Origin of the sequence: Cytobacillus depressus (assembly GCF_008923245.1) — a bacterium.
GTDB classification, from domain to species: Bacteria; Bacillota; Bacilli; order Bacillales; family Cytobacillaceae; genus Cytobacillus; species Cytobacillus depressus.
Genome location: NZ_WBOS01000014.1, coordinates 1 through 25,085, shown reverse-complemented (window position 1 = coordinate 25,085; position 25,085 = coordinate 1). Strand labels below are relative to the sequence as shown.

Annotated in this window: 25 protein-coding genes; 4 read left to right on the top strand and 21 right to left on the bottom strand. The window is 39.2% G+C overall.

Annotation, left to right across the window (positions count from 1 at the left end):
- Positions 1-6: 6 nt before the first annotated feature.
- From sdhA to F7731_RS19810, 12 genes are all read right to left on the bottom strand, one after another.
- Positions 7-1,800 carry a succinate dehydrogenase flavoprotein subunit gene (gene sdhA / locus F7731_RS19865; protein WP_151536538.1) on the bottom strand — a complete coding sequence of 598 codons (1,794 nt, stop codon included), beginning with the start codon at positions 1,798-1,800 and terminating at the stop codon, positions 7-9.
- A gap of 36 nt (positions 1,801-1,836) precedes the next feature.
- The gene (locus tag F7731_RS19860) at positions 1,837-2,493 is read right to left on the bottom strand and encodes a succinate dehydrogenase cytochrome b558 subunit (RefSeq protein ID WP_246197338.1); all 657 of its coding nucleotides are present in this window, start codon (positions 2,491-2,493) and stop codon (positions 1,837-1,839) included.
- On the bottom strand, positions 2,475-3,839 hold the full coding sequence (locus F7731_RS19855) for an MmgE/PrpD family protein (protein ID WP_151536536.1): 1,365 nt from the start codon (positions 3,837-3,839) through the stop codon (positions 2,475-2,477). The genes F7731_RS19860 and F7731_RS19855 overlap by 19 nt, the downstream gene beginning before the upstream one ends.
- The gene (locus tag F7731_RS19850; RefSeq protein WP_151536535.1) at positions 3,836-4,753 is read right to left on the bottom strand and encodes a succinate--CoA ligase subunit alpha; all 918 of its coding nucleotides are present in this window, start codon (positions 4,751-4,753) and stop codon (positions 3,836-3,838) included. Before F7731_RS19850 ends, F7731_RS19855 begins: the two co-directional genes overlap by 4 nt.
- Positions 4,753-5,952: an ATP-grasp domain-containing protein gene (locus F7731_RS19845; RefSeq protein WP_151536534.1), complete on the bottom strand. Its 1,200-nt coding sequence runs from the start codon at positions 5,950-5,952 to the stop codon at positions 4,753-4,755. Before F7731_RS19845 ends, F7731_RS19850 begins: the two co-directional genes overlap by 1 nt.
- A 64-nt stretch (positions 5,953-6,016) precedes the next feature.
- Positions 6,017-6,670, bottom strand: a complete 654-nt coding sequence (locus F7731_RS19840; RefSeq protein WP_151536533.1) for a GntR family transcriptional regulator — start codon at positions 6,668-6,670, stop codon at positions 6,017-6,019.
- 155 nt (positions 6,671-6,825) lie between these two features.
- Entirely contained in the window at positions 6,826-8,298 is a 1,473-nt protein-coding gene (locus F7731_RS19835) for a DASS family sodium-coupled anion symporter (protein ID WP_151536532.1), read from the bottom strand.
- Positions 8,299-8,355: 57 nt separating this feature from the next.
- The gene (locus F7731_RS19830; protein WP_170289754.1) at positions 8,356-9,714 is read right to left on the bottom strand and encodes an MmgE/PrpD family protein; all 1,359 of its coding nucleotides are present in this window, start codon (positions 9,712-9,714) and stop codon (positions 8,356-8,358) included.
- Positions 9,715-9,734: 20 nt separating this feature from the next.
- Complete coding sequence (locus F7731_RS19825; RefSeq protein WP_151536530.1) at positions 9,735-10,595, bottom strand: HpcH/HpaI aldolase/citrate lyase family protein; 861 nt, start codon at positions 10,593-10,595, stop codon at positions 9,735-9,737.
- Between the two features lie 112 nt (positions 10,596-10,707).
- The gene (locus tag F7731_RS19820) at positions 10,708-11,355 is read right to left on the bottom strand and encodes a GntR family transcriptional regulator (RefSeq protein ID WP_151536529.1); all 648 of its coding nucleotides are present in this window, start codon (positions 11,353-11,355) and stop codon (positions 10,708-10,710) included.
- A gap of 31 nt (positions 11,356-11,386) precedes the next feature.
- A complete protein-coding gene (locus F7731_RS19815; protein WP_151536528.1) occupies positions 11,387-12,655 on the bottom strand; it encodes a TRAP transporter large permease in 1,269 nt (422 codons plus the stop codon).
- Positions 12,652-13,206 (bottom strand): TRAP transporter small permease, encoded by a 555-nt coding sequence (locus tag F7731_RS19810; RefSeq protein WP_151536527.1) that lies wholly within the window; start codon positions 13,204-13,206, stop codon positions 12,652-12,654. The genes F7731_RS19815 and F7731_RS19810 overlap by 4 nt, the downstream gene beginning before the upstream one ends.
- A gap of 217 nt (positions 13,207-13,423) precedes the next feature.
- On the opposite strand from F7731_RS19810, the gene F7731_RS19805 reads away from it, so the two are divergent.
- The 3 genes from F7731_RS19805 to F7731_RS19795 are packed head-to-tail and all read left to right on the top strand — an operon-like array spanning position 13,424 to position 15,965.
- On the top strand, positions 13,424-14,008 hold the full coding sequence (locus tag F7731_RS19805) for an amino acid synthesis family protein (RefSeq protein WP_151536526.1): 585 nt from the start codon (positions 13,424-13,426) through the stop codon (positions 14,006-14,008).
- Positions 14,005-14,910: an NAD(P)-dependent oxidoreductase gene (locus F7731_RS19800; protein ID WP_151536525.1), complete on the top strand. Its 906-nt coding sequence runs from the start codon at positions 14,005-14,007 to the stop codon at positions 14,908-14,910. The genes F7731_RS19805 and F7731_RS19800 overlap by 4 nt, the downstream gene beginning before the upstream one ends.
- Entirely contained in the window at positions 14,907-15,965 is a 1,059-nt protein-coding gene (locus F7731_RS19795) for a DctP family TRAP transporter solute-binding subunit (RefSeq protein ID WP_151536524.1), read from the top strand. The genes F7731_RS19800 and F7731_RS19795 overlap by 4 nt, the downstream gene beginning before the upstream one ends.
- A 145-nt stretch (positions 15,966-16,110) precedes the next feature.
- Here the strand turns inward: F7731_RS19795 and F7731_RS19790 are convergent, their stop codons facing one another.
- From F7731_RS19790 to F7731_RS19755, 8 genes are all read right to left on the bottom strand, one after another.
- A complete protein-coding gene (locus F7731_RS19790; RefSeq protein ID WP_151536523.1) occupies positions 16,111-17,178 on the bottom strand; it encodes a tartrate dehydrogenase in 1,068 nt (355 codons plus the stop codon).
- Positions 17,179-17,760: a FumA C-terminus/TtdB family hydratase beta subunit gene (locus F7731_RS19785; protein WP_151536522.1), complete on the bottom strand. Its 582-nt coding sequence runs from the start codon at positions 17,758-17,760 to the stop codon at positions 17,179-17,181.
- Between the two features lie 66 nt (positions 17,761-17,826).
- Positions 17,827-18,669, bottom strand: coding sequence for a fumarate hydratase (locus tag F7731_RS19780; RefSeq protein ID WP_151536521.1), 843 nt, complete (start codon positions 18,667-18,669; stop codon positions 17,827-17,829).
- The gene (locus F7731_RS19775; RefSeq protein WP_151536520.1) at positions 18,666-19,340 is read right to left on the bottom strand and encodes a GntR family transcriptional regulator; all 675 of its coding nucleotides are present in this window, start codon (positions 19,338-19,340) and stop codon (positions 18,666-18,668) included. Before F7731_RS19775 ends, F7731_RS19780 begins: the two co-directional genes overlap by 4 nt.
- A 145-nt stretch (positions 19,341-19,485) precedes the next feature.
- Positions 19,486-20,997 (bottom strand): succinyl-CoA:acetate CoA-transferase ScpC, encoded by a 1,512-nt coding sequence (scpC, locus tag F7731_RS19770; RefSeq protein WP_151536519.1) that lies wholly within the window; start codon positions 20,995-20,997, stop codon positions 19,486-19,488.
- Positions 20,998-21,122: 125 nt separating this feature from the next.
- The gene (locus F7731_RS19765; protein WP_151536518.1) at positions 21,123-21,767 is read right to left on the bottom strand and encodes a LytTR family DNA-binding domain-containing protein; all 645 of its coding nucleotides are present in this window, start codon (positions 21,765-21,767) and stop codon (positions 21,123-21,125) included.
- Between the two features lie 125 nt (positions 21,768-21,892).
- Positions 21,893-22,159 (bottom strand): hypothetical protein, encoded by a 267-nt coding sequence (locus F7731_RS19760; protein WP_425482029.1) that lies wholly within the window; start codon positions 22,157-22,159, stop codon positions 21,893-21,895.
- A 93-nt stretch (positions 22,160-22,252) separates the two neighbouring features.
- On the bottom strand, positions 22,253-24,079 hold the full coding sequence (locus tag F7731_RS19755; protein WP_151536517.1) for an APC family permease: 1,827 nt from the start codon (positions 24,077-24,079) through the stop codon (positions 22,253-22,255).
- 178 nt (positions 24,080-24,257) lie between these two features.
- Here F7731_RS19755 and F7731_RS19750 point away from each other — a divergent pair, with 178 nt between their 5' ends.
- Positions 24,258-24,395, top strand: a complete 138-nt coding sequence (locus tag F7731_RS19750; RefSeq protein WP_151536516.1) for a hypothetical protein — start codon at positions 24,258-24,260, stop codon at positions 24,393-24,395.
- Between the two features lie 132 nt (positions 24,396-24,527).
- On the opposite strand, the gene F7731_RS19745 is transcribed toward F7731_RS19750, so the two are convergent.
- On the bottom strand, positions 24,528-24,923 hold the full coding sequence (locus F7731_RS19745) for a hypothetical protein (protein WP_246197336.1): 396 nt from the start codon (positions 24,921-24,923) through the stop codon (positions 24,528-24,530).
- Positions 24,924-25,085: the final 162 nt, after the last annotated feature.

The window sequence follows — 25,085 nt, the reverse complement described above, 5'->3', positions numbered from 1 at the left end:
TCCCTCTTATACTTTTGAAGGTTCTTCTATTTTATTTTCTGTTTCTTCATTGCTTGATGTGACGATGTCATATCGCCTTTGTCTTGGAGCGATATATTTTAGGTCAACGGGTTCATAGGATAGACTTGGACCGAATGGTGTGTATGTAGCAATGGTCGTTTTTAGCCAATTTTCGTCATCCCGCTCCGGGAAATCTGGCTTGTAGTGAGCTCCTCTGCTTTCGTTTCGTTGCAGTGCACCTAATGTTATGACTCTAGCAAGCTCAAGCATATTCTTTAATTGCCGTACAAATGGGACCGTTCTGTTTTGCCATTTCGACGTATCATCAATGCCGATATTTTTCATCCGTTCCTGTAATTCCTGCAATTTTTCATCTGTTTTTTGCAGACGGTCATTGTATCTAACGACGGTTACGTTGTCGACCATCCAATCGCTCATTTCAACATGCAATTGATACGGATTTTCGGAGCCGTTCATTTTATAAATTTTCTCGACTTCCGCTTCTTGCTTTTGTTTTTCTAAATCATACAAGGATTGAGGCAGATCCTCACAAGTTGATTCAAGGCCATTTATATAACGTACGGCATTTGGACCAGCAACCATTCCGCCATAAATAGCAGATACTAGCGAATTGGCTCCAAGGCGATTGGCACCGTGAAATTGATAATCGCACTCTCCGCAAGCAAAAAGGCCAGGGATATTCGTCATTTGATCGTAATCTACCCACAGTCCGCCCATCGAATAATGCATGGCCGGGAAAATTTTCATCGGCAGCTTTCTCGGATCATCCCCAACAAACTTTTCATAAATATCGAGGATTCCACCTAGCTTACGCTGCAAAAGTTCACTCGGAAGATGAGAGAGATCTAAGTAAACCATGTTTTCGCCGTTAATCCCTAGCTTCAAATCAACACAAACGTGGAAAATCTCTCTCGTCGCAATATCTCTTGGCACAAGATTTCCGTAAGCAGGGTATTTTTCTTCGAGGAAGTACCACGGTTTTCCATCACGGTAAACCCAAACCCTTCCGCCCTCTCCCCTTGCTGATTCTGACATTAAGCGAAGTTTATCGTCTCCTGGTATGGCTGTTGGATGGATTTGAATAAACTCACCATTTGCATACCTGGCACCTTGCTGATAAGCGATGCTATGCGCGCTCCCCGTATTAATGATGGAATTCGTGCTCTTACGGAAGATATTTCCGATTCCGCCTGATGCGAGTATAACTGCATCTGATTTGAACGCTTGGATTTCCATTGTTTTTAAATTCTGGGCCGTAATTCCGCGGCATCTTCCTTCATCATCTTTAATAAGAGAAACCAGTTCCCAATGCTCGAACTTTTCTACAAGGCCTTCAGTCTCATATTTTCGAACTTGTTCATCAAGTGCATACAGAATTTGCTGCCCGGTTGTGGAGCCTGCAAATGCTGTCCTTGAATATTTGGCTCCGCCGAGTCTTCGGAAATCGATATGCCCTTCTTCTGTTCGATTAAATTGAACGCCCATTCTTGCAAGCAAATAAATGATGTCTGGGGCTGCTTCACACATCGCTTTTACAGGTGGCTGGTTCGCTAAAAAATCTCCTCCGTAAATTGTGTCGTCAAAATGCTCCCATACAGAGTCCCCTTCACCTTTTGTATTAACAGCGCCGTTGATCCCGCCTTGCGCACATACTGAATGAGAGCGGCGAACAGGAACTAATGAAAACAGTTTTACCTTCTTTTTTGCTTCAGCAATTTTTATAGTGGCCATTAAGCCCGCAAGCCCGCCGCCAATTACAATGATTTCTTGATTATTCATTTTATCCACGCTCCTGTTGTTACATTTCAGTTGACATTAACTAACAAATGAAAGTAAGCTCCATACGCTCATAACTGCTAAAATAACAAACACCCCTGAACAAATCCGCCGAACAGTCTTCTGTGATGCAGGTCCGATTGTGATTCCCCAAGTAATAAATGCAGTTGAGATCCCATTTGAAAAATGATAAACCGTACTTAATACACCCGCTAAATAGAATACGAAGATGAACGGATTTGATAAATGCTCACTTACAAGCTGAAAATTTACTTCAGTTCCTTTTAAAGCCGGACCAATTCTTAAGGCCCACACATGATAAATGACAAATATAAACGTGATAACCCCTGTTATTCTTTGCAGCAAGAAGCTAATATTGCGTCCATATTTATACACATGGGCATTCGGTTTTGAGATAAATGATAAGTAGATGCCGTATACCGCATGGAATAGCAAAGGCAATGCGATAAAAACAATCTCTAAAACTAGCAAAAATGGCAAACTCGTCATGAACTGAACATGCTCATTAAATCTTTCACTGCCTTGAATGGCTAACGCATTCCCCATAAGGTGCTGAATGAGAAAAAGGCCTAGCGGGATTAACCCCGCTAGTGAATGCAGCCTCGATAAGACAAATTTTCCTCTTTTGTTAGAAGGACGTGATTGAATCAGTGGGCCTACTGTGTTTGTTTGCACGGCTCTTCCCTCTTTTCCGCCGACATCCATTCATTTATATCTACTTCTTCTAATCGTAAAATTGCATGGACGAGCGCTTCTGGTCGATCTGTTTTTCCTGAAGTCATGGCTGTAAATTTCTGAATGAGCTCTTCCTTACTCGCGACCTTTTCTGGATCACCTTTTGGATAATCGGTAGATTGAATGAAGGTCCTTCCATCATTTAAGGTGACTTCTACTTTTGCACCCCATTTTTCAGGATAGGCATTTTCATAGTAAGGATCGACTTGAACGTCGATTTTACTCATTAATTCTCTTATTACATTTGCATGTAAAGTATCCTTGCTAAAGTTCTTTAAGGATGCAGAACCGTTCACTGCAATTAAGGCTGCACAAAATTGACTGCTGAATTTTGAAGCATAAATCGTTTCTGGGTTGGGATTGTCTGTAATGTTTAGAACAGTTTGATAGGTTTTAATCGTTATATTTTGAAGTTGTTCATGATGAAGGGAATGTTCTTGCATAATGTCTAAAATACAATCCATTGCTGGATGGGTATGACGGCAGGAAGCATGGATTTTAAAGCTATTTTCGATAATTTTAAATTCCTGGCCAAGGTTTTTTGTTACTTTCTCTATATTAAACTCATCTGACATAGCATTGAAAAAGCCTCTTCTGCCTTCTAAAATTTTGCTGGCTGCTGTGAAATCCTTTTTAGCAAGTAATGCTGCAAGTGCCCCGTTATAGGCAGCTTTTGCTGTATGAAGCTGTTTCGTATTTGCACCGTCTTCAATGAATTCCCATAAACCTGCCGCTTGGGAGCCAGCGTTCCCTAAAGCGTATACGGTTTGGTCGACAGTTAAATTCAATAATTTTGCCACAGCTGCTGCTGATCCGAAAGTGCCGCATGTGGCAGTATTATGCCAATAAAAATAGTGTGATGGGGAAACAGCTTCACCAATTCTGTAGCAGACTTCATAGCCAGCGACAATGGCGGTAATTAAATCTTTGCCGCTTTTTTTATGTGCTTCCGCTACAGCTACTGCTGCGGGAATAACAACGGTTCCAGCATGGATAATAGAAGCTTTATGAATATCATCCAGCTCAACGATATGACTGGCAGCAGCATTTACTAAACACGCGTTGCCAATAGAGGATTTCCCGCCTGTAACTAGACTCGATTGTTCATGGCCGCCCCATTCCTCTACTAATTCTTTGAAAGATTGGATCGGTTTTTCATCCTTGCCAGCTAAAGCAGAGCCATACCAATCAAGAATACAAAGTTTTGTAAACTCAACAACCTCTGCAGGCAAGTCTTCGTATTTAAGGTTTAAAGTATACTCAGCTAACAATTTAGTTAGTGTCATTTCGCTTCCCCCACTTTAACATCTAATACTGATTGTAAAACGTGAATCATATCATCAAAACGCTCCACCACATGTGTTCCCGCTTCTCTAAGTGCTTTTACTTTTAATGAAGGACGGCCGACATTGCCGGAAATCATTGCTCCTGCATGCCCAAAAACAGTCCCTTCTGGCATTGATTCAGTAAACTTTCCAGAAATGAACGAAATGAGAGGTTTTGTAAAACCGCCTTCTTTTAAAAACTGTGCCGCGTCCTCTTCAAATGACGTTCCCGGCTCTGAATAGGTAACAACCGCTTCTGTTTCATCATCTTGTTCAAATAGTGCAAGCAGGTCTTTAATCGTCGTTCCTATTAAACTATCTCCGCCAATTCCGACGCTTGTTGAAACCCCAAAACCAGCCCGCTTCACCATCCATGAAGTTTCTGCTGTCATCCCGCCGCTTCTAGAAATGACACCTACATTTCCAGGAACGAAACAGCGTTCAGGTCTGTCTCCGCCGATGGAGCCCATTTTAATACGGTCCTTTGGATTAATAAGTCCAACTGTATTTGGTCCGATAATTGTTACTTTTTCTTTTTTCGCCATGTATAACAATTTGACCACATCATGCTGCGGGATATTTTCAGTTGTGACGACAATCAGTTTAATCCCATTAGCAATGGCTTCAAGGACTGCATCAAGTGTAAATGCCGGCGGAACAACAATAAGACTTGCATTTACTTGATGATTTCTTACTGCCTCAGCGAATGTATCGTAGACAGGAACTCCTTGAACAAATTGACCACCTTTACCTGGTGTGACTCCGGCGTAAATTTTTGTTCCGTATGAAAGAGTGTGACTGACAATCATGGATGCTTCTCTGCCAGTGATTCCTTGTACAACCATTCGAGTATTTTTATCAATTAGAATTGCCATTACGATACCCCCTTCATTTTCTTAACCATTTCTGCTGCTGCTTCTTCTATCGTTCGGTCCTCTCCAAAATAAGTAATTCCTGCTTCAATGAAGATTCTCTTTCCCTCCTCATCGTTTACACCCGCTTCACGTACAACAATAGGAAATGTAGCTGGATCGATCGCTAATTCCTGAATTGCTTTGACAATTCCTCTTGCCATGACATCAATCTGTGTATTATTCGTAATGTTATGAGCGACAAATAAGCCTTTTACCCCTTCCTTGGTAAGAATCCCTTTCGTTAATCCTGTTACTTTATCCTCTGACGGATTTCCGCCCGTTTCTGTATAATTGGCTGGCTTTGCCCCTAAATTTACTAAGGCATCAAAACTTAGCAGGCTTCCTCCGCCACCGCCGCACATAAATCCGATGTCGCCGCCCTCCATTTCGGTGTAGCGGGCAGTGCCCCGGTAGTCAGCATCATTCACTTTAACCATTTCTTTTTCAAGCTCTGTTAATGGCCGCCATGATCGTTCACTGCCTGATTCCACAAGTCCTTCAAGCTCTGGCTGTCTGTAAAGTGATGCATCATCAACTCCCATGACTGAAGCAGCCGCAATGACATTTTCATCCTTCGTAAGAACAAGAGGATTAATCTCAAGAATATAACAATCGTATTTCGAAAAAACATCATAGAGTTTGCATAGAATGGCGGTCGCTTTTATAAGTGGCTTTCCAGTAACTCCAAGTCTGCTCCAGATTTCCTTCGCTTCATAAGGATATAGGGTGGCAAATGGTTCGACATGATAAACAACCACTTTATCAGGCGAATCCTTGACTAAATCTTCTACTTCAACCCCGCCCTCTGTTGTTGCAATAATAACTGGCTTTTGCTTTTGCGGATCTATCGCAATGGAAACATACCATTCTTCATCAATATCGATCTTTTCTTCTACGAGCAATTTTTCAACAGGGTAATTTCGAACAGTCATTTGAAAAATTTCGTCTGCTTTTGCCTTTGCCTCTTCAACGGTATCGGCAAATTTAATGGCCCCAGCCTTTCCTCTTTTTCCAACTGGGACAAGCGCTTTTAAAACCTTTGATGTGGACAGATGCTCCTCTGTAATTTCCGCACTTGATGAAATAACCGAGTGTGCAGGAACAGGAATTCCGTTTTTCTTTAATATTGTCTTACTTGCATCTTCTAACATTCTTCCCATGTGATTTATACCTCCCATTTAGGATATTGGATCCAATTTTTACGCTATATAAAAGAGGGACCATTTATTTCCCGTCTTCTTTTAAGCTTTTAATTAATTTTTCTCCTGTTCGGAAAATATGCTCATAAACTAGCGTTGATGCTATTTCCTTGTCTTTCCTTAGAACAGCTTCTAATATCTCTCTATGCTCCACATTTGATGTTTCCGTTTGCCCCTTGATTAAATGAGGGGTCTGCTGCGGAAATCCGCTCCATAACGTACCAATAAAGGAGTTAAGCCTTTGCCATTTACACCGTTTGACAATCAATTTGTGAAAATCAATATTATATTGAATAAATTCATCTACATCATCAGTTGATTCCATCTTATCGACTAAAGTAGATAATTCCTCTAAATCTTCACTTGTTAGCCATTCAACACTTTGATAGACAGCCATTTTTTCCAGTTCAGCCCTTAGTGCATAAATTTCTTCAATATCTTCAAGCTTAATTGACTTTACAACTGCTCCTTTATGGGGCTCGAGGATGATCAGCCCTTCAGATTCTAATTTCCGAAAAGCTTCCCTTATTGGCATTCGGCTGACACCCATTTTGTCGGCAAGTTCGGATTGCTTTAATCTTTCTCCAGGTTTAAAATCCCCCCTGATGATTGCTTCTCGTAATATGTTGCATACTTTTAAATGTAGTGTATCTTTGTTTTCAATTCGTAAATCTGCCATTCAATGCGCTACCTTTCCTGACATTTTTAATTTTAGGATACAGGATGATCCAATGCTAATCGTCTATACTATTCGGAAATTTCAATCTGAAATTGTTGTAGCAGGCATACTTTTATATTAAAAAAAGTATGCCGCCTAACAATTACATGTAAGGATTAAAGTAGACCAATCCAATTCCACCAAGTTGCAGCTGTTAATACAGTAACTGCGATCATTGCGAGAGTCATCCATAAACCAGGCAGAAGAAAATCCTTTTGTTGAATTTGCCCTGTGCTATAGACAACGATATTTGGTGTCGCTTCTACAACAAGAATATAGCCATGCAGACATGCTAGCGAGGCCGTTACACAAATTAACACAGGGTCCGCTCCCGCCTTAACAGATAACCCAATAAATATCGGAATCAAAGTGACAACAGCTGTTGAAACATTTGCTACAACAAGATGCAATATTTGAGTAATAATCAATATCGTTATAACGGCGATGATTGGGGAACGCAGCAGGTCGATTAACCATCCCGCGCTTAAGCTACCTCCTACCAGTTCCGCTGCCCCTGATTGATTGAATGCATAGCCTAATGTCAGTGTGACTCCCATTAATAGAATGGTATCAAAATTAATTTTGACCATGCTTTCCCACTTCGCACAGCCTATCCCTGGAAAGGCCATTAAAATAACTCCTATAAGAGCAGGGATACTTGGATGTAATCCATGAAATGGTTCTGTAAACCATAGCCCTACAATTAAAATGAGGATACTTAAGCACTTTTTCTCTTGAGCATTTACTTTACCGAGTGCATCTAGTTTTCTTTTCATTTCCTCTTTCACATGAGGAAACTCTTTATTTTCTTTTGGCAATGGAAAACTTTTCAATAAGATAAACCATCCAACTGGAATAAGAAGAAGCCATATTGGAACAGTGTATGTGAACCATTGAATATAAGTAATTTGGATTCCAAGAAACTCCTTAAGCAATTCTACCGTTAAAATATTGCCGATTGCTGCTGTCATTACAACCGTCCCGCTAATTGTCCCTGCAAATGCAACTCCAAGTAAAATCATTTTGCGAAGATTGCTGTTTTCTTTTACCCCAATTGTATCGAGAGACATGAGTGCCACCGGAATAAGAAGGGTTGCTCTTACAGCTGCCGCCGGGATAAAAAATGCTTGAATTTGCGGAATTAAAATAATACTGCCAAGTAAGCCTTTGGCGGTTCCTCCCCATTTTGCTAATATGATATAGGCAAGTCTTTTGGCAAGCGGAGTGTCATTTACTCCCTTTGCCAGCATCATTCCGCCGATAATAAGAAATAATGCTGGAGAGGAAAACCCGCTAAAAATCACTTCCTTGGATACAACATTAAATAGAATCATTAAAATGAGCAAAAGGATAGCTGTTACACCAAGCGGGACCGGCTCAAACGTCCAGTAAAAAACACTCATGACCAAAAGAGCGAGCATGATTTTTGCTGATTCATTATACTCTCCAGGGAGAATGAAATAAATTATCCCCATTAATAGAACTCCTAAAATAAGGGTAATTATTTTTCTAGTCCCATTGGGTAAGGCACCTGAAGGCTTTGGATTTGTTACTAGGTGTACTTTTTTCCGTGCATTTGGAGAACCCATTCAACTCTCCTACTTTCTAAAAAGAACCTTGAGTATGCGCTTGGCTCTTATTTCCTGTTACTTTATATGACTGGCTGCTTCGGCTGGCCTGCATATTTCAAAAAATTCATCTAAATCGGCTATTTCTTCAAAGCGGTACACTAAGTCAATTAACGTTCGTTTGCTTTCAAGACTAATTACATTGCCTGTCACGTCGATAAATTTATCTTTTAGCTGCTGATCGGTCATCGGCACATCCATGCTGCCGATCGCATGCTCAACAAAATGACTGAATGTGCGCCCATCTTTTAATGTAACTTGAACTACGGCCTGGTCTTCCTTCATGTTTTCATCGATTGTTAGCGTAATTTTGGATCTTAAATCTTTCACTTTTTGGTCATGGACAAATTCATCCGAAAACTCATGGACTCCAGCCTTTAAATTTATGAACCCTGCGGCAACGCAATGGAATACACTAAACTTTCCTTCAAGCCCTGTTGAAATCTCGGTTTTGCCTGTTAACTCTTTAACAAGAGGATGACCAGTAATATGAATGGATTGAACTTCATTCACCTGTAAGTGATGTTCATTTTGGATTTTAATGATTCCATCAATGGCTGGGTGTGTGACAATACCACTTGCAAATGGCTTATAGGAGTTTTTCTCAATTTCCCATGCATGCCCCCAATGATCGGTCAACAGATCTAATTTATTCTCTTCAGATAAAACCTGTACAAACCCGCGTTCAGCTTCCAACGCTCTTGTAGAGCTTGTAAAACCTTCCCCTGCGATTAATGCAGCAAGCATCCCATTCATGGCAGCTTTTCCCGGATGATAAGGTTTTGTCATCGTCCCAAACATTTCCCTCAATCCAGTTGGATCAGTAGCCGCTATGCCAATGGCATAAGCAGTTTTTTCTTCATCAAGATCAAGCAACTTACTTATCGCGACAGCGGCGCCAATTCCGCCAACACTTCCTGTTATATGCCAGCCTCGCCAATAATGAGACGGGTATACCGCCCTTGCTAATCGCGCCTGCACCTCGTTCCCTACGATAAATGACTCTAAAACCTCCTTCCCTGTTTTCTTTTGATGCTCTGCATAAGCCAATACAGCTGGGAAAACTGGGGCTGAAGGATGAAGAACCGTTTCGAGCAAAGTATCGTCGAAATCAAATATGTGAGATGACATGCCATTAAGCAGTGCTGCAAAAAGCATATCCGTTTTTTCTTTTCTTCCTAGTATTGTAGATTGCGGTGTGCTTCCCAGCATTCTTGAAACAGAAAGTACCTTATCCATCGATTCATGGTTGGCTGCCCCGATAGCTACACCAAGCCAATTTAAAAGGCTTCGCTTCGTTTCATAAACAGCATTCTCTTTAATATTGTCATAGTTTGTTTGTTTAATATGGGATACTAATTGTCTAGTTACTGTCAAAATAATACCCTCCTATCACTTTATTTACTTGAATACTGCAATAGACCTTTCGCTTTCTTATATACAGGGTAATCGACTAGTTTATTCCTAACTGAAATGGAGGCAATCCCACTCAACTCAGCCTCTTCAAATGCCTTCACAATTTCCCTTGCTTCTTCCATCTCATCTTCTGTTGGAGTAAAAACACGGTGAATGGTATTTAACTGCTTCGGATGTATCGCTAATTTTGCTTTAAAGCCGCATCTTTTAGCGCGAATAGCTTCATTATATAAGTCATCTTCATTAGACAAATCCGGAAAAACGGCATCAACCGGATTTTCGATTCCTGCAGCTATCGATGAATTCACTATTTGTGATCTCGCATAAATAAGCTCATCGCCTCCCGGAGTTAATTCACAATCTAAATCAAGGCAATAATCAATCGAACCAAATACTAGCCGGGCAATAAAAGGATGGGAATTTGCTATCTCATAGGCAAAATGCACACCTCTTGCCGTCTCAATCAGGGGCAATACCTCAAAAATACGCTCGCCTTCCCCTCTACATTCAAGCCGATTTTTTATATATTCACATATGGTGTACATATTAATGCCATTCTCTGCTTTAGGAACGATAATCCCAAAAGCTCCAGAATCAATCGCTGCGTCAATATCGTTTCTCCATAATGGGGTAGTAAAATCATTTATCCGAATATAGACGTCTTTTTGAGGCGGATTATTAATAAGAAAATTTTTTGCTCTTTCCCTAGCCATATCTTTTTCGTGAATAGCAACCGCATCTTCTAAATCAAAAATGACACAATCGGCATCACTCACAATGGCTTTTCCCATCATTTTTTCAGAAGTAGCAGGGACAAATAAATATGATTTTTTTACTGTCATTTGATCTTCTCCTCTGGTGGATATTGGATCCAATTTAATTCAAAAAAATTGGAAGAGCTAAAATTTATTTTATAAAAGTTAACTCTTGCCGGTTGTTATTAATAATGTATTTTTAATCTTCAATAAATTCTAGGAGCATGTTGCCAGCTCTCATTATGTGATTCTCTACTAATAATTTTAATTTAATTGGGTCCTTTTCATCTAAAGCCGCTAATATTTGTTTATGCTCTTTATTAGAAACCACTACTGTTTTAGGAATTAATATTGGAACATATGAAGGATATCCTTCAATCAATTCTTTTGTGAGTATTTTTGTTTTTTTCCATTTACAGCCCTTTTGCAATAATGAGTGAAATTGCTGATTGTGATTCATATAAGAATCCATATCGTCATTCTCAATATCAATATCCATTGAATCAACGAGTGACTGAAGCTCCGCTCTGTCTTTTGTTGTTAAAAAGCTCATTGATTTCTGAACAGTAATGCCTTCAAGCATTGATCTTAAATAATAAAGCTCTTCAATATCTTCCTTGCTAATTCCAATCACTTGTGCCCCTTTGTGAGGCAGAAAAATAACTAACCCTTCCCTTTCAAGGCAACGCAGCGCCTCTCTTACAGGCATTCTGCTTACACCAAGCCTTGTAGCCAGTTCATCTTGGATTAATCTTTCACCAGGCTTAAATTCCTGAGTGAAAATGGCTTCCCTTATTATGGAGGTTACCTTTTCCTGCAGAGTATGAAATTCATTTGACTGTTTCATGATCGAGCTCCTTACCGACAATGCAACCTCATTATTTTGCTAGAAATAAAGATATTTGCGGGAAAATAACGACTAATATTAATGCAACGACCATTAGGACGAAGAAAGGAGCAACTCCTCGTACCACTTCCCCGACCTTTTCCCTCGTAATCCCGCTAACTACGAATAAATTTAATCCAACTGGTGGAGTAATCATGGCAATTTCCATATTGATTGTCATAATAATCGCGAAATGAATGATATTAATGTCAAATAACACAAGGACAGGAAGTAAAATAGGCAAAGTGATTAAAATAATCGCTACCGCTTCTAAGAACATTCCTAATACAAAGAACATGAGATTGACACCAATCATGAATATCCATTTATTTGATGAGCTTGCTTCAATCCAAGCAGCAAAGTTTTGCGGAACTTGCTCCGTTGTTAAGAACATGCCAAAAATCATCGCGGAGGCAATGACTAGAAAAATCATCGCTGTAATATTGATGGATTCTTTTAGAACTTCTCTAAACTTAGGGAATGTCATTTCCTTATAAATAAATACAGAAACAATTATTCCATATAAACAGGAAACGAATGCTGCTTCTGTTGGTGTAACTGCGCCTGAATAAATTCCGCCAAGAATAATAACCGGAAGAAGAAAACCCCAAATCGCTTTAGCTGATTTTTTCCATCTTACATCCATCGACTCTTTCGGCAATTGACCATAATTATTAATTCTTGCATGAACAATCGCTGAAACTATCAAGATTCCACCTAGCATCAGCCCTGGAAGAATACCAGCTGCAAATAACTTTCCGACAGATTCCTCTGCTACCGATGCATAAATGATCAACGGAATAGAAGGAGGAATCAAAATTCCAAGCGTTCCCGCGGCCGCAACTAACCCCATTGCATACCGCTTGCTATAACCCGCTTTTACCATTCCTGGGATCATGATACCGCCAATCGCTGCAGCTGTCGCAGGGCTTGACCCGGAAATAGCGGCAAAAATCATACATGATAAAATGGTAGCTATTGCTAAACCACCGCGAATATGTCCTACCCATGATTTTAGCGCTTCGATTAAATGGTATGAAATACCGCCCTTTGACATAATAATTCCAGCAAAAACAAAGCCTGGTATTGCCATTAAGGTCGCAGAATTTAAAGAGTTAAACATTTTTTGGATGACAGTATAGAGGGTAAAATCAGTCATAGACAGCGCGACAATACTTGAAAGCCCGAGACTGACCGCAATCGGGACCCTGATTAGACACAGAATGGCAAACACTATAAATAGGACTAAGACCGGACTCATACCCCTACCCCCTTGTCACCTGGATGATTTGCTACTTCCTTCATTTCTTCATATAAAGTCTCAATTTCTCCTGCCAGTTCACGCTTATCACCCTTCATTGCGCGAAAGGCATTAATAATGAAGTAAAGACCAAGTAATGCCATTCCAATTGGCAGAACGAGATAAGTGATCCATATTGGAATCCCAACATCAATCGTTGTCATTCCCTGTTCCTTTGAAAGCGCAATCAACTCTAGTGACGAATAGGCCAGAAAAAATGAAAAGCACCCGCCAATTATGTTAGCAATTGCTGCTACTACTTTTTTCGCTCCAAAAGGTAATAAATCAAATAAAAGTTCCACTTGAATATGTCTCTTATCCTTTAAAGCCATTCCAAAACCTAAGAAAATAGACCAAACTAGTAAAAACTCAAAAACCTCTGTCACCCATGCTGGCGGTGCATTCACTACATATCGCATAAATACACCATACAAACTAACAACAACTCCCCCAACAAATAGCACCCCAGCTGCTCCTTCTTCGATGCGATCAAGCCATTTAAAGAGTTTCATCCATATCAACTCCTTTTTTAGATTGTATCCAATCTTAATCTCATTCTATTTTTTAATATACTAGAAATACACAGAAAAATAAACAGAAAATTTAATATTTTTATTTATTTTTGTATATTCACAATATTAGGCTAGTTTGTTATAATATTTTCATCATCTATAGATTTACTTTATCGAAACATACATTGTATCCAATTTTTTAAAAGGAGGTAGGCTTGTGGAATTAGAAATTAGAAAGATTGTCACCATCCAAGAAGAAACATTTATTGAAGGCTTCAAAAAAGCAAAGAATCCAGTACGTATTGCTGCTGCTTTAGCTGTTATCAAAAACCCTTATGCAGGTAGGTATGTAGAAGATCTTCTTCCTTTAATTAAAACTTATTCAGAAAAGTTAGGAGAAATATTACCAAAAAAAGCAATGGAATCGTTAGGCATTACTGGAGAAGAGGTTGAAGCATACGGAAAAGGAGCCCTTATTGGTTTGGATGGAGAAATTGAGCATGGCTCAGCTATCATTCATACGCTCACTTTCGGAAATCCATTTCGAAAACTATGTGGAAACGCCGAAACACTTCTTCCTTCTGCTGAAAAAAGAGGGAGTGCAGGTTCAACTCTTGACTTAGCTATCAAGCATAAAATGGATGCAAAAATCCGGAGCCATCATATGACCTTCGAAGTACGGATTCCGGATGCACCAAGAAATGATGAGATTATAATTGCTGCGGTAGTAACAACGAGCGGCCGAGCTCATCCCCGCATTGGCTCTTTACATAAAGAGCTCGAAGGAGTTTTCCCTTCATGAGCGAAAGTATTGGTTTCATAGGACTTGGCCAAATGGGTTTGCCTATGGCAAAAAATCTATTAAAAAAGGGATATAACGTTTTTGGATTTGATACTAACCCTACTGCTATGTCTGAGCTACAATCCTTCGGTGGGAATGTCGGAAAAATAGAGGACTGGGTATACAATGTCCAATTTATTCTCCTAATGCTCCCCTCCTCTACGATCGTTAACAAAGTATTGCACGAAATACTTGACGCCCACACCTTTGACAAACATATTCAACAAGACTCTCTTATGATTATAGATATGAGCAGTTCATATCCTTCCGACACAAAGAAGAATAATAGAATTTTAGAAAATCATCACATTAGCTTTATTGATGCTCCTGTTAGTGGAGGCGTTAAAAAAGCAATAGATGGATCTTTAACAGTTATGGCTGGAGGAACTGCTGAACAATTCGAAAGAAGTAAACGTTTGCTAGGCGCATTAGGAAGGAATCTTTTTCATGTTGGTCCTATTGGCAGTGGACACTTAATGAAAGCTATTAATAATTTCCTATCCGCAACACATCTTCTTGCGTCCTGTGAGGCCATTCAATTATTAGCAGCATATGAGGTTCATCCTGAACAGGCTATTCATGTGATTAATCAAAGTACTGGCAGAAGCGGCTCTACAGAATATAAGTTTCCTAACTTCATATTAAATGAAGAATACAATTCCGGCTTTTCTCTTGATTTGCTGAGGAAGGACGTTGAAATGGCGAAGCAGTTATTTGCTGAAAGAAATGCTGCCACTCATTTGCCAGAGCTTGTTTTTGAAAAGTTTAACGAGGCAAGCCAAGTTCTAGCAAAAGGGGCCGATCATACAGAAATTAATAGATTTGTTTCAACCTATTTACTTAAAAAGGGGGAATTCCAATGAAAAATCTAAAAAAAATGTTGCTAGTCGCCTTGACTCTCGTATTCTCGTTCGGCTTAGCAGCATGTAGTGGCAGTTCATCAACTCAAAAGTCTGGTGAGACATCTGAGGGGTCTGGGACAGATAACAAAGATAGCGGCATTCAAGAATTAACCATTAAAATCTCACACGTAGTTGCAGAGAATACGCCTAAGCACATAGGTGCATTAAAAATGAAGGAAGTCATTGAAGCTGAATCTGGAGGAAAGATCAAAGTTCAAGTCTATCCGAACAGCTCATTGTTTGGAGATAAAGATGAATATCAGAATCTAGTTGCGAATAATATTCAATTTATTCTACCAGATATGTCAAAGCTTGTTGGTAATGATCCAGGCTTCAACATTCCTGCGATGCCATTTTTATTTGAAAGTGATGAAGCTGCCGAAGCTTTTTGGGATGGTGAAAAAGGACAAGAGATTTTCAAACGTTTAGAAAAAGATGGTGTTCTAGGTAGTGCATTTTGGCCAAATGGTGCAAAACATATGACAAATAATAAAAAGCCGATCAGTAAGCCGGAAGACCTTGAAGGAATGAAAATTCGTACACAAGGTGGGCAATTACTTGAGGCCCTTTACGCCGAATTAGGAGCAGGTTCTACCTCTATTCCATTTGGAGAGCTTTACACGGCACTACAACAAGGAACGGTTGATGGACAAGAAAATACATTCAGTAATATTGAATCAAAGAAGTTTGATGAAGTCCAAAAATATACAACAATCATGGGCCATACTCGCGTTGACTACGCATTATTAACAAATACAAAATTCTGGGACAGCCTTAACGAAGAAACAATAGCTGTAGTTCAAAAAGGAATCGATGAAGCTACAAAGGTTGCAATAGAGTCTGCAGCAAAATTAAATGAAGATGCTTTAGAAAAATTGAAATCAAACGGAAAAACTGAAATTAACGAGTTAACTGCTGATCAAATCGAAGCATTCAAAAAGGTTCTTGAACCTGTATATAAAGAGTGGGCTGAGAAAATTGGTACTGATATAATTAAAGACGCTGAGAGCAGATAATGAAATCTTCCCTTTAGGAGAATGACCAATAAGACCGCAGCCAATGGCTTCGGTCTTATTTTATTGATAAAGTAAAATAAATCCTGTAGGCTGCTGACAAAGAAAAATCCCAACTAATAAGCTGGGATTGCATACAAGAATTATATTAAACTGAAACTACCTTTTTTAACCTCCTGCAAATTTCGTCTCCCACCTCTATTGTCGTAGCCGTCCCACCGATATCACCCGTTTTAATTCCATCATTCGTTACATCCTCTACGACATCTAGGAGCTTTTGCCCTAACTCATACTCTCCAAAGTGATCAAGCATCATTTTTGCCGTCCAAATTTGTCCAATTGGATTAGCAATTCCTTTGCCATAAATATCTGGAGCTGATCCATGAACAGGCTCAAACATAGATGGATACTTTCCATTTAAATTGATATTCGCAGCAGGGGCAATGCCGATACTTCCCATAATTGCTCCGCCAATGTCTGTTAAAATATCACCGAATAAATTACTCGCCACAATAACATCAAAAATTTGCGGACGCGTAACAAAAAAGGCTGCTAATGCATCAATATGAAACGAATCTGTTTTCACATCTGGATAACTCGATTTAACATCTTTAAAAACCTCATCCCAAAATGGCATAGAGTGGACAATTCCATTAGATTTCGTTGCCGAAGTCACATGCCCTCTCCTTTTTTGGGCCAATTCAAAGGCATATTTCATTGCGCGTTCTGTTCCTTTTCTCGTGAATACAGCATTTTGAATGGCTACTTCATCTTCCCCTCGATGAATTCTTCCGCCTACTTCACTATATTCTCCTTCACTATTTTCTCTAACGACAATGAGATCGAAGTCATTTGGGTTCACTAACGGAGATCTAAGACCTTTGAAATATTTTGCTGGGCGAATATTTATCGACTGCTCAAATTCTCTTCTAATCTTAATAAGAAGTCCCCATAACGAAACATGATCTGCCACAAGATTAGGATTCCCAATGGCACCAAGGAAAATAGAATCGAAGTTTGAAAGAGTCTTTACCCCGTCATCAGGCATCATTTTTCCATGCTCCATATAGTATTCACAGCTCCATGGAAATTCTTTAAAGTCGAACTTCAAGCCGCCATGAACCTCTGCCACTGTTTCTAAAACCTTTAATGATACTGGAACGACCTCTTTACCAATTCCGTCTCCTGGGATAACTGCAATCTCATATTTTCTCATTTACATGACTCCTTTTTGTGTTTTCGTATTATAATTCTCATATTTAGGGATTTCTTGTTCATACAAATCATTTCCATGTGCATCGTAAGCTACTAATAAAGGAAAATCCTCAATTTCAAGTTTTCGAATAGCCTCAGGACCAAGGTCTTCGTAGGCAACCACTTCAACAGCCTTAATTCTCCGGCTTAGAATGGTAGATAAACCGCCAATAGCTGCAAAAGAGATGGCCCCATACTGTTGACAGGCTTCCTTCACCATATCTCTTCTTGGACCTTTGCCAATCGTTCCAATTACTCCGTACTCATACATGGCCGGAGCGTACGGATCCATTCGGTAAGCTGTCGTTGGTGCAACTGGGCCAATCACTTGTCCGGGTTTTGGCGGGCAAGGACCCGCATAAAAAATAACTTCTCCCTGCAAATTTACCGGTAGTGGTTGATCATTCTCAAGAAGTTCTATCATTCTTTTATGTGCTGCATCGCGAGCCATATAAATAGTCCCTGAAAGCAACACAGTATCTCCTATCTTTAGCTTCATAATATCCTCTTTATTGATTGGAGTTTGGAGCCGATATTCTGCCATATCTAATTCCTCCGCTTTAAATAATTTTCTTAAAGACTATTGAACTAGAAAAATTCAAGTATCACATTATATAACAATCGTTTTTTTACGAGCTGCATGGCATTGGATATTGACAGCTACAGGAAGCGCGGTAATGTGACATGCATAAGTTTCAATCGGGACCCAAAGTGCAGTGCTCGTTCCTCCTAACCCTTGAGGACCGATACCGGTATTATTAATTGCCTCTAATAATTCCTCCTCAAGCTTGGCAATGTGAGGATCGGGATGGTGAACACCTACCTCTCTTAGGACAGCATGCTTGGCAAGAGATGTAACTTTATCAAAACTTCCGCCTATTCCTACTCCGACCACAACAGGGGGGCAAGCTTTTCCTCCTGCCTCTTTAATGGTTTGCACAACAAAGTTTTTAACTCCCTCCACTCCTTCTCCAGGCAGTAAAAATTTCATTGCACTCATATTTTCGCTTCCTCCGCCTTTTGGGAGGACAGTAATTTTTATTTGATCCCCCGGGACAATTTCCGTATGAACGACGGCTGGTGTGTTGTCCCCAGTATTAACTCGCAGTAAAGGGTCACCTACAACAGAATTTCTTAAAAATCCATCTTTGTAGCCTTTGCGAACCCCTTCCTGAATGGATTCAAGATAATCTCCTCCCGTTATGTGCACTTCCTGGCCAATTTCTACAAATACAACGGCCATTCCAGTATCATGGCAATATGGCATATGATTTGTTTTCGCCTCTTCCGCATTTTCCAAGAGCTGCTGTAAGATTGATTTGCCGATCGGCGAAGCTTCTGTTCTTTCAGCTTCTCTAAATCCCGCTAGAACATCTTCCGGCAAATAATAGCATGCTTCCCAACAGAGCTTTGCCACACTTTCCGTTAGTACTACCGCCTCAACTATTCTCATTCTGACCTTTCCCTCTCTTTTATTAATATCATTAAATTTTCGAGGTCTTCCTTTGTATGTTCTTCTAAACTTCTAAATGCCTTTTCAGGATTTCTTTCTTTTATTGCATCGAAGATTTGTCTATGCCCTTTTAAAATCGTTTCAGCCCGGTTAGACCCTTCAATATTTAATAACCTATAATAGTGAGTTAAAGAATGAAGTTCATTAACCAGCTTTTTTAATCTTAAATTTCCGCTAATATGAATGATTACCTCATGAAATCTGGAGTTGCATGCTACAATCTCCTCTTTCTCCTTTCTATTTATGGCCTTTTCTGTTTCTTGTAAAATCCTTTCTAACTCACCTAACTGGGCTTCAGTTGCCCTTTCTGCTGCTAGAGCAACGGCTTTTGATTCAAGGGCGATCCGGCAATCATAAATATCAAGGACATCTTGTAAAGAAGGTTTATAAACGGATATTTGTGATTTCTCATCCATTACGAGTAATCCTTCATTAATTAATGCCCGTATAGCTTCACGGACTGGACTTCTGCTTATTGCGAATTGCTTCGCTAATTGTGCTTCGTACATGCGATCACCCGGCTCGTAAACTCCTTCCCATATGCCCTTTTTAATGGTTTGCTGAATCTGCTCATAAAATGGAAGAGCCCTTTCTAGTGATTTTTGATCCACAATGAGTGTCTCCTAACTATATAGTCTGTCTTGTGTCGGCTGTCGACACCCCATATTTATAATAGTATTTATTATCAGAAATTTCAATCTCCATTTTTCTATTTATACAAAAAACTCTGGGATGTACACCCAGAGTTAACAAATATTAATTTTCCACTAAAGCCTTCAGCATCGTCCCATTCTTAGCAAAATCGATGTGCCATGAAAGCGCCTTTTCTAATACATGAGGAGTTTGGCCTCCTCTTGTTAAGGCTTCCTGATAATATTCTCGCAGTTGTTCTCGGTACATTGGATGGGCACAATTTTCAATGATTAGCCGGGCGCGCTCTCTTGGTGCCAGGCCACGCAAATCTGCATAACCTTGCTCTGTCACAATCACATCGACATCATGCTCTGTATGGTCAACATGCGATACGAACGGAACAATACTTGAGATATTGCCATCTTTGGCAATTGACTTTGTGACAAAAATTCCGAGGCGAGCGTTTCTTGCAAAATCACCGGATCCGCCAATTCCGTTCATCATTTTCGTACCTAATACATGTGTCGAATTTACATTACCGTAAATGTCTAATTCTAATGCTGTATTAATGGAAATCAGCCCGAGTCTGCGAATAATTTCAGGATGGTTGGATATTTCTTGCGGCCTCATCAGTAGTCGCTCGCGATATTGCTCAAAATTGGAAAACACTTGCTTCATTTTCTGTTCAGATAATGTGATGGAACAGCATGAGGCAAAGCGAACCTTTCCTGCATCGATTAAATCAAACACGGCATCCTGCAACACTTCTGAGTACACTTCTAAATCTTCGAATTCCGAATCAAGCATTCCATGTAGAACAGCATTCGCGACAGACCCAATTCCAGACTGTAAAGGGGCAAGCTTTTTCGTTAATCTTCCGGTCGCAATCTCTTTACGGAAGAAATCTAATAGATGCCCTGCCATTATTTTTGTCTCGACATCTGGCGGTACAATCGTAGATGGAGAATCATCCTGATTTGTAAAGACGATGCCTTTTATTTTTTCAATTGGTACTTTAATTCCGGTTGTACCGATTCTATCCTCCGCATTTGTTAATGGAATAGGATCTCTATCCCCTTGTTTTCCCGGTTCATATAAATCGTGCAAACCTTCTAATTCCGTTGTTTGCGCAAGATTAATTTCGATAATAATCGACTTTGCATGCTGAGCAAAGGTTAACGAGTTTCCAATAGAGGTAGATGGGATGATCAGCCCATCCTCTGTAATAGAAACCGCTTCCAAAATAGCGAAATCAATTGATTCGATGACATTTGCCCGAATTAATTCAGCTGTATGTGATAAATGCTGATCCACGAATAAAAAGTCCCCTTCGTTAATACCCCTTCTCATCGTCGGATCCGCTTGGAATGGCAGCCGTTTATTAATAATACCTGCCTCAGCAAATAATTTATCCACATCAGAGCCTAAAGAAGCCCCTGTATACACATTTACCTTGAACGATTCCGTTTTTGCTCTTTCCACTAGCGCAAATGGCACCGCTTTCACGTCCCCCGCACGTGTAAAGCCGCTTAATCCAAGAGTCATGCCATCTTCAATCCATGATGCCGCCTCTTCAGGTGTGACTACCCGATCTTGTAAACGAATATCTTTTATACGTTCATACCCCTTTTTCATTTTCCCCACCCTCTCCCACTATTTAGAATTATTTTACCTTTTAAAAACTAGAGTAAGAGAGTTTTCGGATTAAATTGTAGAAAAATGGGATGAAACAGGGAATCTTTTGTACAAAGCAGAAAATTTTAAAATCCTAATAGTTTTCTAAAATAGCTAGAATACGACTGACTGACAGGCAAGCGGTCTCCATTATTCATTGCGAGAATAAATGTTGAATGTGTATCAGGAAAGATCTCCTTAATGTGATGCACATTAACGATATAGGAACGATGGCAACGGATAAAGTATTCCTTAGGCAAAATATACTCAAATTCCTGTAAAGAGTATTTATGTGTTCCAGAATCATGATCTGTATGAATAAATGTCTTTCTATCCTTTGCTTCTATGTAGACAACTTTCGAAAACGGAGTTGGTTTCCATCCATCCTGGCTTCTTATCGTCACGACTGACTTTCCATCCGAAAGCGCAGGATAAATGGCAGTCACGCACCCTTCTATTCTTCCATTATGTTGAAAAGGGACAGCCATCCCATGATATGGAACTCCAAATAAATCACGATTAATAAATTCAGATACTTTTTGTCCTGTTTCAATTGCCTTCTGGGCAATCGTTCCTTCCATCAATGGGTCACCGGGCTTTATTTTTAAATCTACACGTTTACTCGGACGATAATATATATATTCCTTTGTATTGGACACAGCAATTGATACTTCATCAGAAAACAATTCACCCATAACGTCTAAAAGTGAACTAATTGAGATGCTTTCCATTTCCCAACTTCCTTCCCATAAAAGAAGTTATTTTTGGCTATCTTTATTCTACAACGATTGGGAGGAGGATTCTATTTTAAAATAAAGAAAAGGGACAAGGTTAAACGCCCCACTGTCCCTGTTACCTATCTTTTCTTCTTTTTAGAATTATCTAATACTGGCTTAGCTTTTTTAACCGCCTCAAAGATCACTTGTACATGAATATTTTTTTCATCGATATTTTTAACACTTGCAATTTTTCCTGTACGACCCTTAATGGTTAAAGCTTCTCCTTCATTTGGAACGTTCTTAAGCAGCTGACATAGTAATTGATTTTTGTTTTCAAAAAAATGAACAGCAAACATGTTGGGCTCACCTATTTCATATGGTATGTGATACAACCAAATGCTCAAATTGTATCCTCCATATAAAATATAGGATTTTAGATTGATTTAGACCTAAAAAGTGGTTCTACATAATGCAAAACCACTTTTTTATGATGGAATTTATTTTTTCAAGTGAAAAGGTACTGTTGTGATGATGATATCTCTTCTAAAAAGCAAATAGGAGCGAATCAGTAAGCTTGACTGGTTATGGAGTATGTGATGCCAGCCTTTTTTCGGAATGAATTGTGGGATTATAACGGTCACTTGATAATTTGCTTCACTTGCTTTATGCTCCACGATATCAATAAACTTGGTGAGTGGAGTGATAATACTTCTATAATACGATTGCAATGTCACAAGTCTTACATCAGGCTGCCATTTATTCCATTTTTCCTCAAACTTTTTTTCATCTTCCCTTTCGAAGGAAACATAAACGGCGATAATCTGATCAGGTGAAAGTGATTTTGCATAATTTAGGGAGTTCTCCACTACTTTAGTAATTCCAGCAACTGGAACGATAATGACATTCCCTTCAATAGGGAGAATGCTCTCAGCTGGACTTATTCTAAGCTGTTCGCCTACAGAATCATAATGCTTTTTAATTCGGTGGAATAGATAAATGATGAAAGGTAAAAACACTAATATTGGCCATATATGTGCAAATTTTGTTAGAAAAAACATAATTGTAACGATAAAGCTAATAGCTGCACCCGTTGTATTAATAACTAATTTTATTACCCAGCCTTCTGGTTTCTCACGGATCCATTTAACCATCATACCTGACTGGGATAAAGTAAACGGCAGGAATACACCAACTGCATAAAGCGGGATAAGATGTTCTGTTCGTCCTTCAAAGGCAATTATGAGAATGATGGAAAAAGTTGCAAGAAATATGATGCCATTCGAATATCCTAAACGGTCTCCCCGCACAGTAAACATTCTCGGGATAAACTTATCTTTCGCCAAATTAACTGCTAGCAAAGGAAATGCTGAATAACCAGTGTTTGCAGCAAGAATTAATATTAATGCTGTTGTTCCTTGAATGAAAAAATACATAAAATTTCGTCCAAAGACAGATTCTGCAATTTGTGAAACGACGGTCACTTTTTCACTTGGTGAAATCCCATAATAATAAGCTAAATAAATTATTCCTGAAAATAATATTGCAAGTAGGCCCCCCATTGCCATTAAAGTTTTAGCCGCATTATTAGGAGCTGGGTCTTTAAAATTCGGAATGGCATTGGAAATCGCTTCAACTCCTGTTAATGCAGAGCTTCCAGATGCAAAAGCCCTAAGAAGAATAAATAGGCTAACTCCTGCAACAGGTGTGCCTACTGGTGTATGCAGATCTGGTGACACCCCCCCTGTAGCAATCCTAAACACCCCTACTCCAATTAGAATAAATATAGCTAAAACAAATAAATAAACTGGATACGCTAAAATGGACGCAGACTCGGTAACTCCTCTTAAATTTAATATCGTAATAAATAGAACAAATACAATCGCGATAAGCACTTTATAAGAATGTAAGGCTGGGAAAGCCGATGTAATGGCATCCGTACCTGCTGATACACTAACTGCAACTGTTAATATATAGTCAACGAGCAAGGAGCCTCCTGCAATTAATCCGGCATTTATCCCTAAATTACTTTTCGATACCACATACGCACCGCCACCATGCGGATATGCAAAAATGATTTGCTTATAAGATAGAATAAGTGCAGTTAAAAGGATCAATACTCCTATTGCGATAGGAATCGAATACCAGAACGCTGCCGCACCTATTGTAACAAGAACAATTAATATTTGCTCCGGCCCGTATGCAACAGAGGACAACGCATCAGAGGAAAGAATCGCCAATGCTTTTGTTTTAATAAGCTTCTGTTCCCCTAACTCATTTGATTTTAAGGGCCTTCCAATTAATATTTTTTTTAATAACGATACCATCTAGGTGCACCACCAAATAGTTTTTTATTTTTTATTATTGTTCCCTTATCTCCAAAGTAAATTTGATTTTTGCATCAAAAAGAAGAATTTACTTTGGAGAAAATAATGAAGTCAGAGGATATTATCCCGGCATTCGCTAAAAATATGATTAAGTCAAAAATAAGATAGGAGTAACAATTTGATCAAACATACTCGGCCATTACTTACCGATGACTTTTTAGATAGAGCTGCTAAAGAAATTTCGCAACTGAGTCACAGTCCAGCTATGGATCTAAAGGAGTTAAAACAATTTCAAAAAACTAAAGGGCATAAATAATCTTCACTATTAAGTAATGGGAACCTTATAACACTGAGCAGCTGTACTTAAATAATATATATGGCACAAAACGAGCCACATAGAAGGATGTTCATCACCTTTCAATGTGGCTCGTCAAATGCCTTTTCTATACTATTTGGAATCTACGCTTTTAATATAAATGGCCTGACTCATATTTATAGTTTTACAGCCCTCTAAATCTTCTTCCTTTAAAAATCCTAAATGTAACGCTGATTTTATTTTTGCTTCATCAGGTTTCTTCTGAATAAGGTCCATTAAACTCAATTCTTCTAATCTATGAACCGTCGCTTCCTGTTCATATTTCTCAGTTATTCTTATTTGTCTTTGCAGCTTATAATCATTTACCGTTAGTTCGCCTTTTACATTTTTTCCAAATGCCATGTCAAAATATTGATTAAAAACCTTCTTCAATTCATCCAGCTGTGTTTCAATTTCTTTTTTCCTTTGATTTAAGTCATTGTAATTGGCTAGCATCTCTCTCGTAATTAAAGCATTTTGATTACTCAATTGTATCCCCTCATTCCACACATTCTACTTCATCATATTGTGAAATGCGTAAGGATATTCTCACTTTATCGCAGATTAACGGGCTGTAAGACTCCCACTTCAAGAGGTTGAAAAAGCAAAAGTTTCTAAGTGGGAGATCCAACAGCCCGTAAAGGCCCGATA

Bases quoted from the DNA above. Each gene is read 5' to 3' on its own strand.
- F7731_RS19780 (WP_151536521.1), bottom strand. From the start codon at position 18,669: ATGAGAATAGTTGAGGCGGTAGTACTAACGGAAAGTGTGGCAAAGCTC.
- F7731_RS19795 (WP_151536524.1), top strand. From the start codon at position 14,907: ATGAAAAATCTAAAAAAAATGTTGCTAGTCGCCTTGACTCTCGTATTC.
- F7731_RS19815 (WP_151536528.1), bottom strand. From the start codon at position 12,655: ATGAGTCCGGTCTTAGTCCTATTTATAGTGTTTGCCATTCTGTGTCTA.
- sdhA (WP_151536538.1), bottom strand. From the start codon at position 1,800: ATGAATAATCAAGAAATCATTGTAATTGGCGGCGGGCTTGCGGGCTTA.
- F7731_RS19755 (WP_151536517.1), bottom strand. From the start codon at position 24,079: ATGGTATCGTTATTAAAAAAAATATTAATTGGAAGGCCCTTAAAATCA.
- scpC (WP_151536519.1), bottom strand. From the start codon at position 20,997: ATGAAAAAGGGGTATGAACGTATAAAAGATATTCGTTTACAAGATCGG.
- F7731_RS19765 (WP_151536518.1), bottom strand. From the start codon at position 21,767: ATGGAAAGCATCTCAATTAGTTCACTTTTAGACGTTATGGGTGAATTG.
- F7731_RS19845 (WP_151536534.1), bottom strand. From the start codon at position 5,952: ATGGGAAGAATGTTAGAAGATGCAAGTAAGACAATATTAAAGAAAAAC.
- F7731_RS19820 (WP_151536529.1), bottom strand. From the start codon at position 11,355: ATGAAACAGTCAAATGAATTTCATACTCTGCAGGAAAAGGTAACCTCC.
- F7731_RS19850 (WP_151536535.1), bottom strand. From the start codon at position 4,753: ATGGCAATTCTAATTGATAAAAATACTCGAATGGTTGTACAAGGAATC.
- F7731_RS19840 (WP_151536533.1), bottom strand. From the start codon at position 6,670: ATGGCAGATTTACGAATTGAAAACAAAGATACACTACATTTAAAAGTA.
- F7731_RS19785 (WP_151536522.1), bottom strand. From the start codon at position 17,760: ATGGCAGAATATCGGCTCCAAACTCCAATCAATAAAGAGGATATTATG.
- F7731_RS19790 (WP_151536523.1), bottom strand. From the start codon at position 17,178: ATGAGAAAATATGAGATTGCAGTTATCCCAGGAGACGGAATTGGTAAA.
- F7731_RS19825 (WP_151536530.1), bottom strand. From the start codon at position 10,595: ATGACAGTAAAAAAATCATATTTATTTGTCCCTGCTACTTCTGAAAAA.
- F7731_RS19810 (WP_151536527.1), bottom strand. From the start codon at position 13,206: ATGAAACTCTTTAAATGGCTTGATCGCATCGAAGAAGGAGCAGCTGGG.
- F7731_RS19835 (WP_151536532.1), bottom strand. From the start codon at position 8,298: ATGGGTTCTCCAAATGCACGGAAAAAAGTACACCTAGTAACAAATCCA.
- F7731_RS19855 (WP_151536536.1), bottom strand. From the start codon at position 3,839: ATGACACTAACTAAATTGTTAGCTGAGTATACTTTAAACCTTAAATAC.
- F7731_RS19800 (WP_151536525.1), top strand. From the start codon at position 14,005: ATGAGCGAAAGTATTGGTTTCATAGGACTTGGCCAAATGGGTTTGCCT.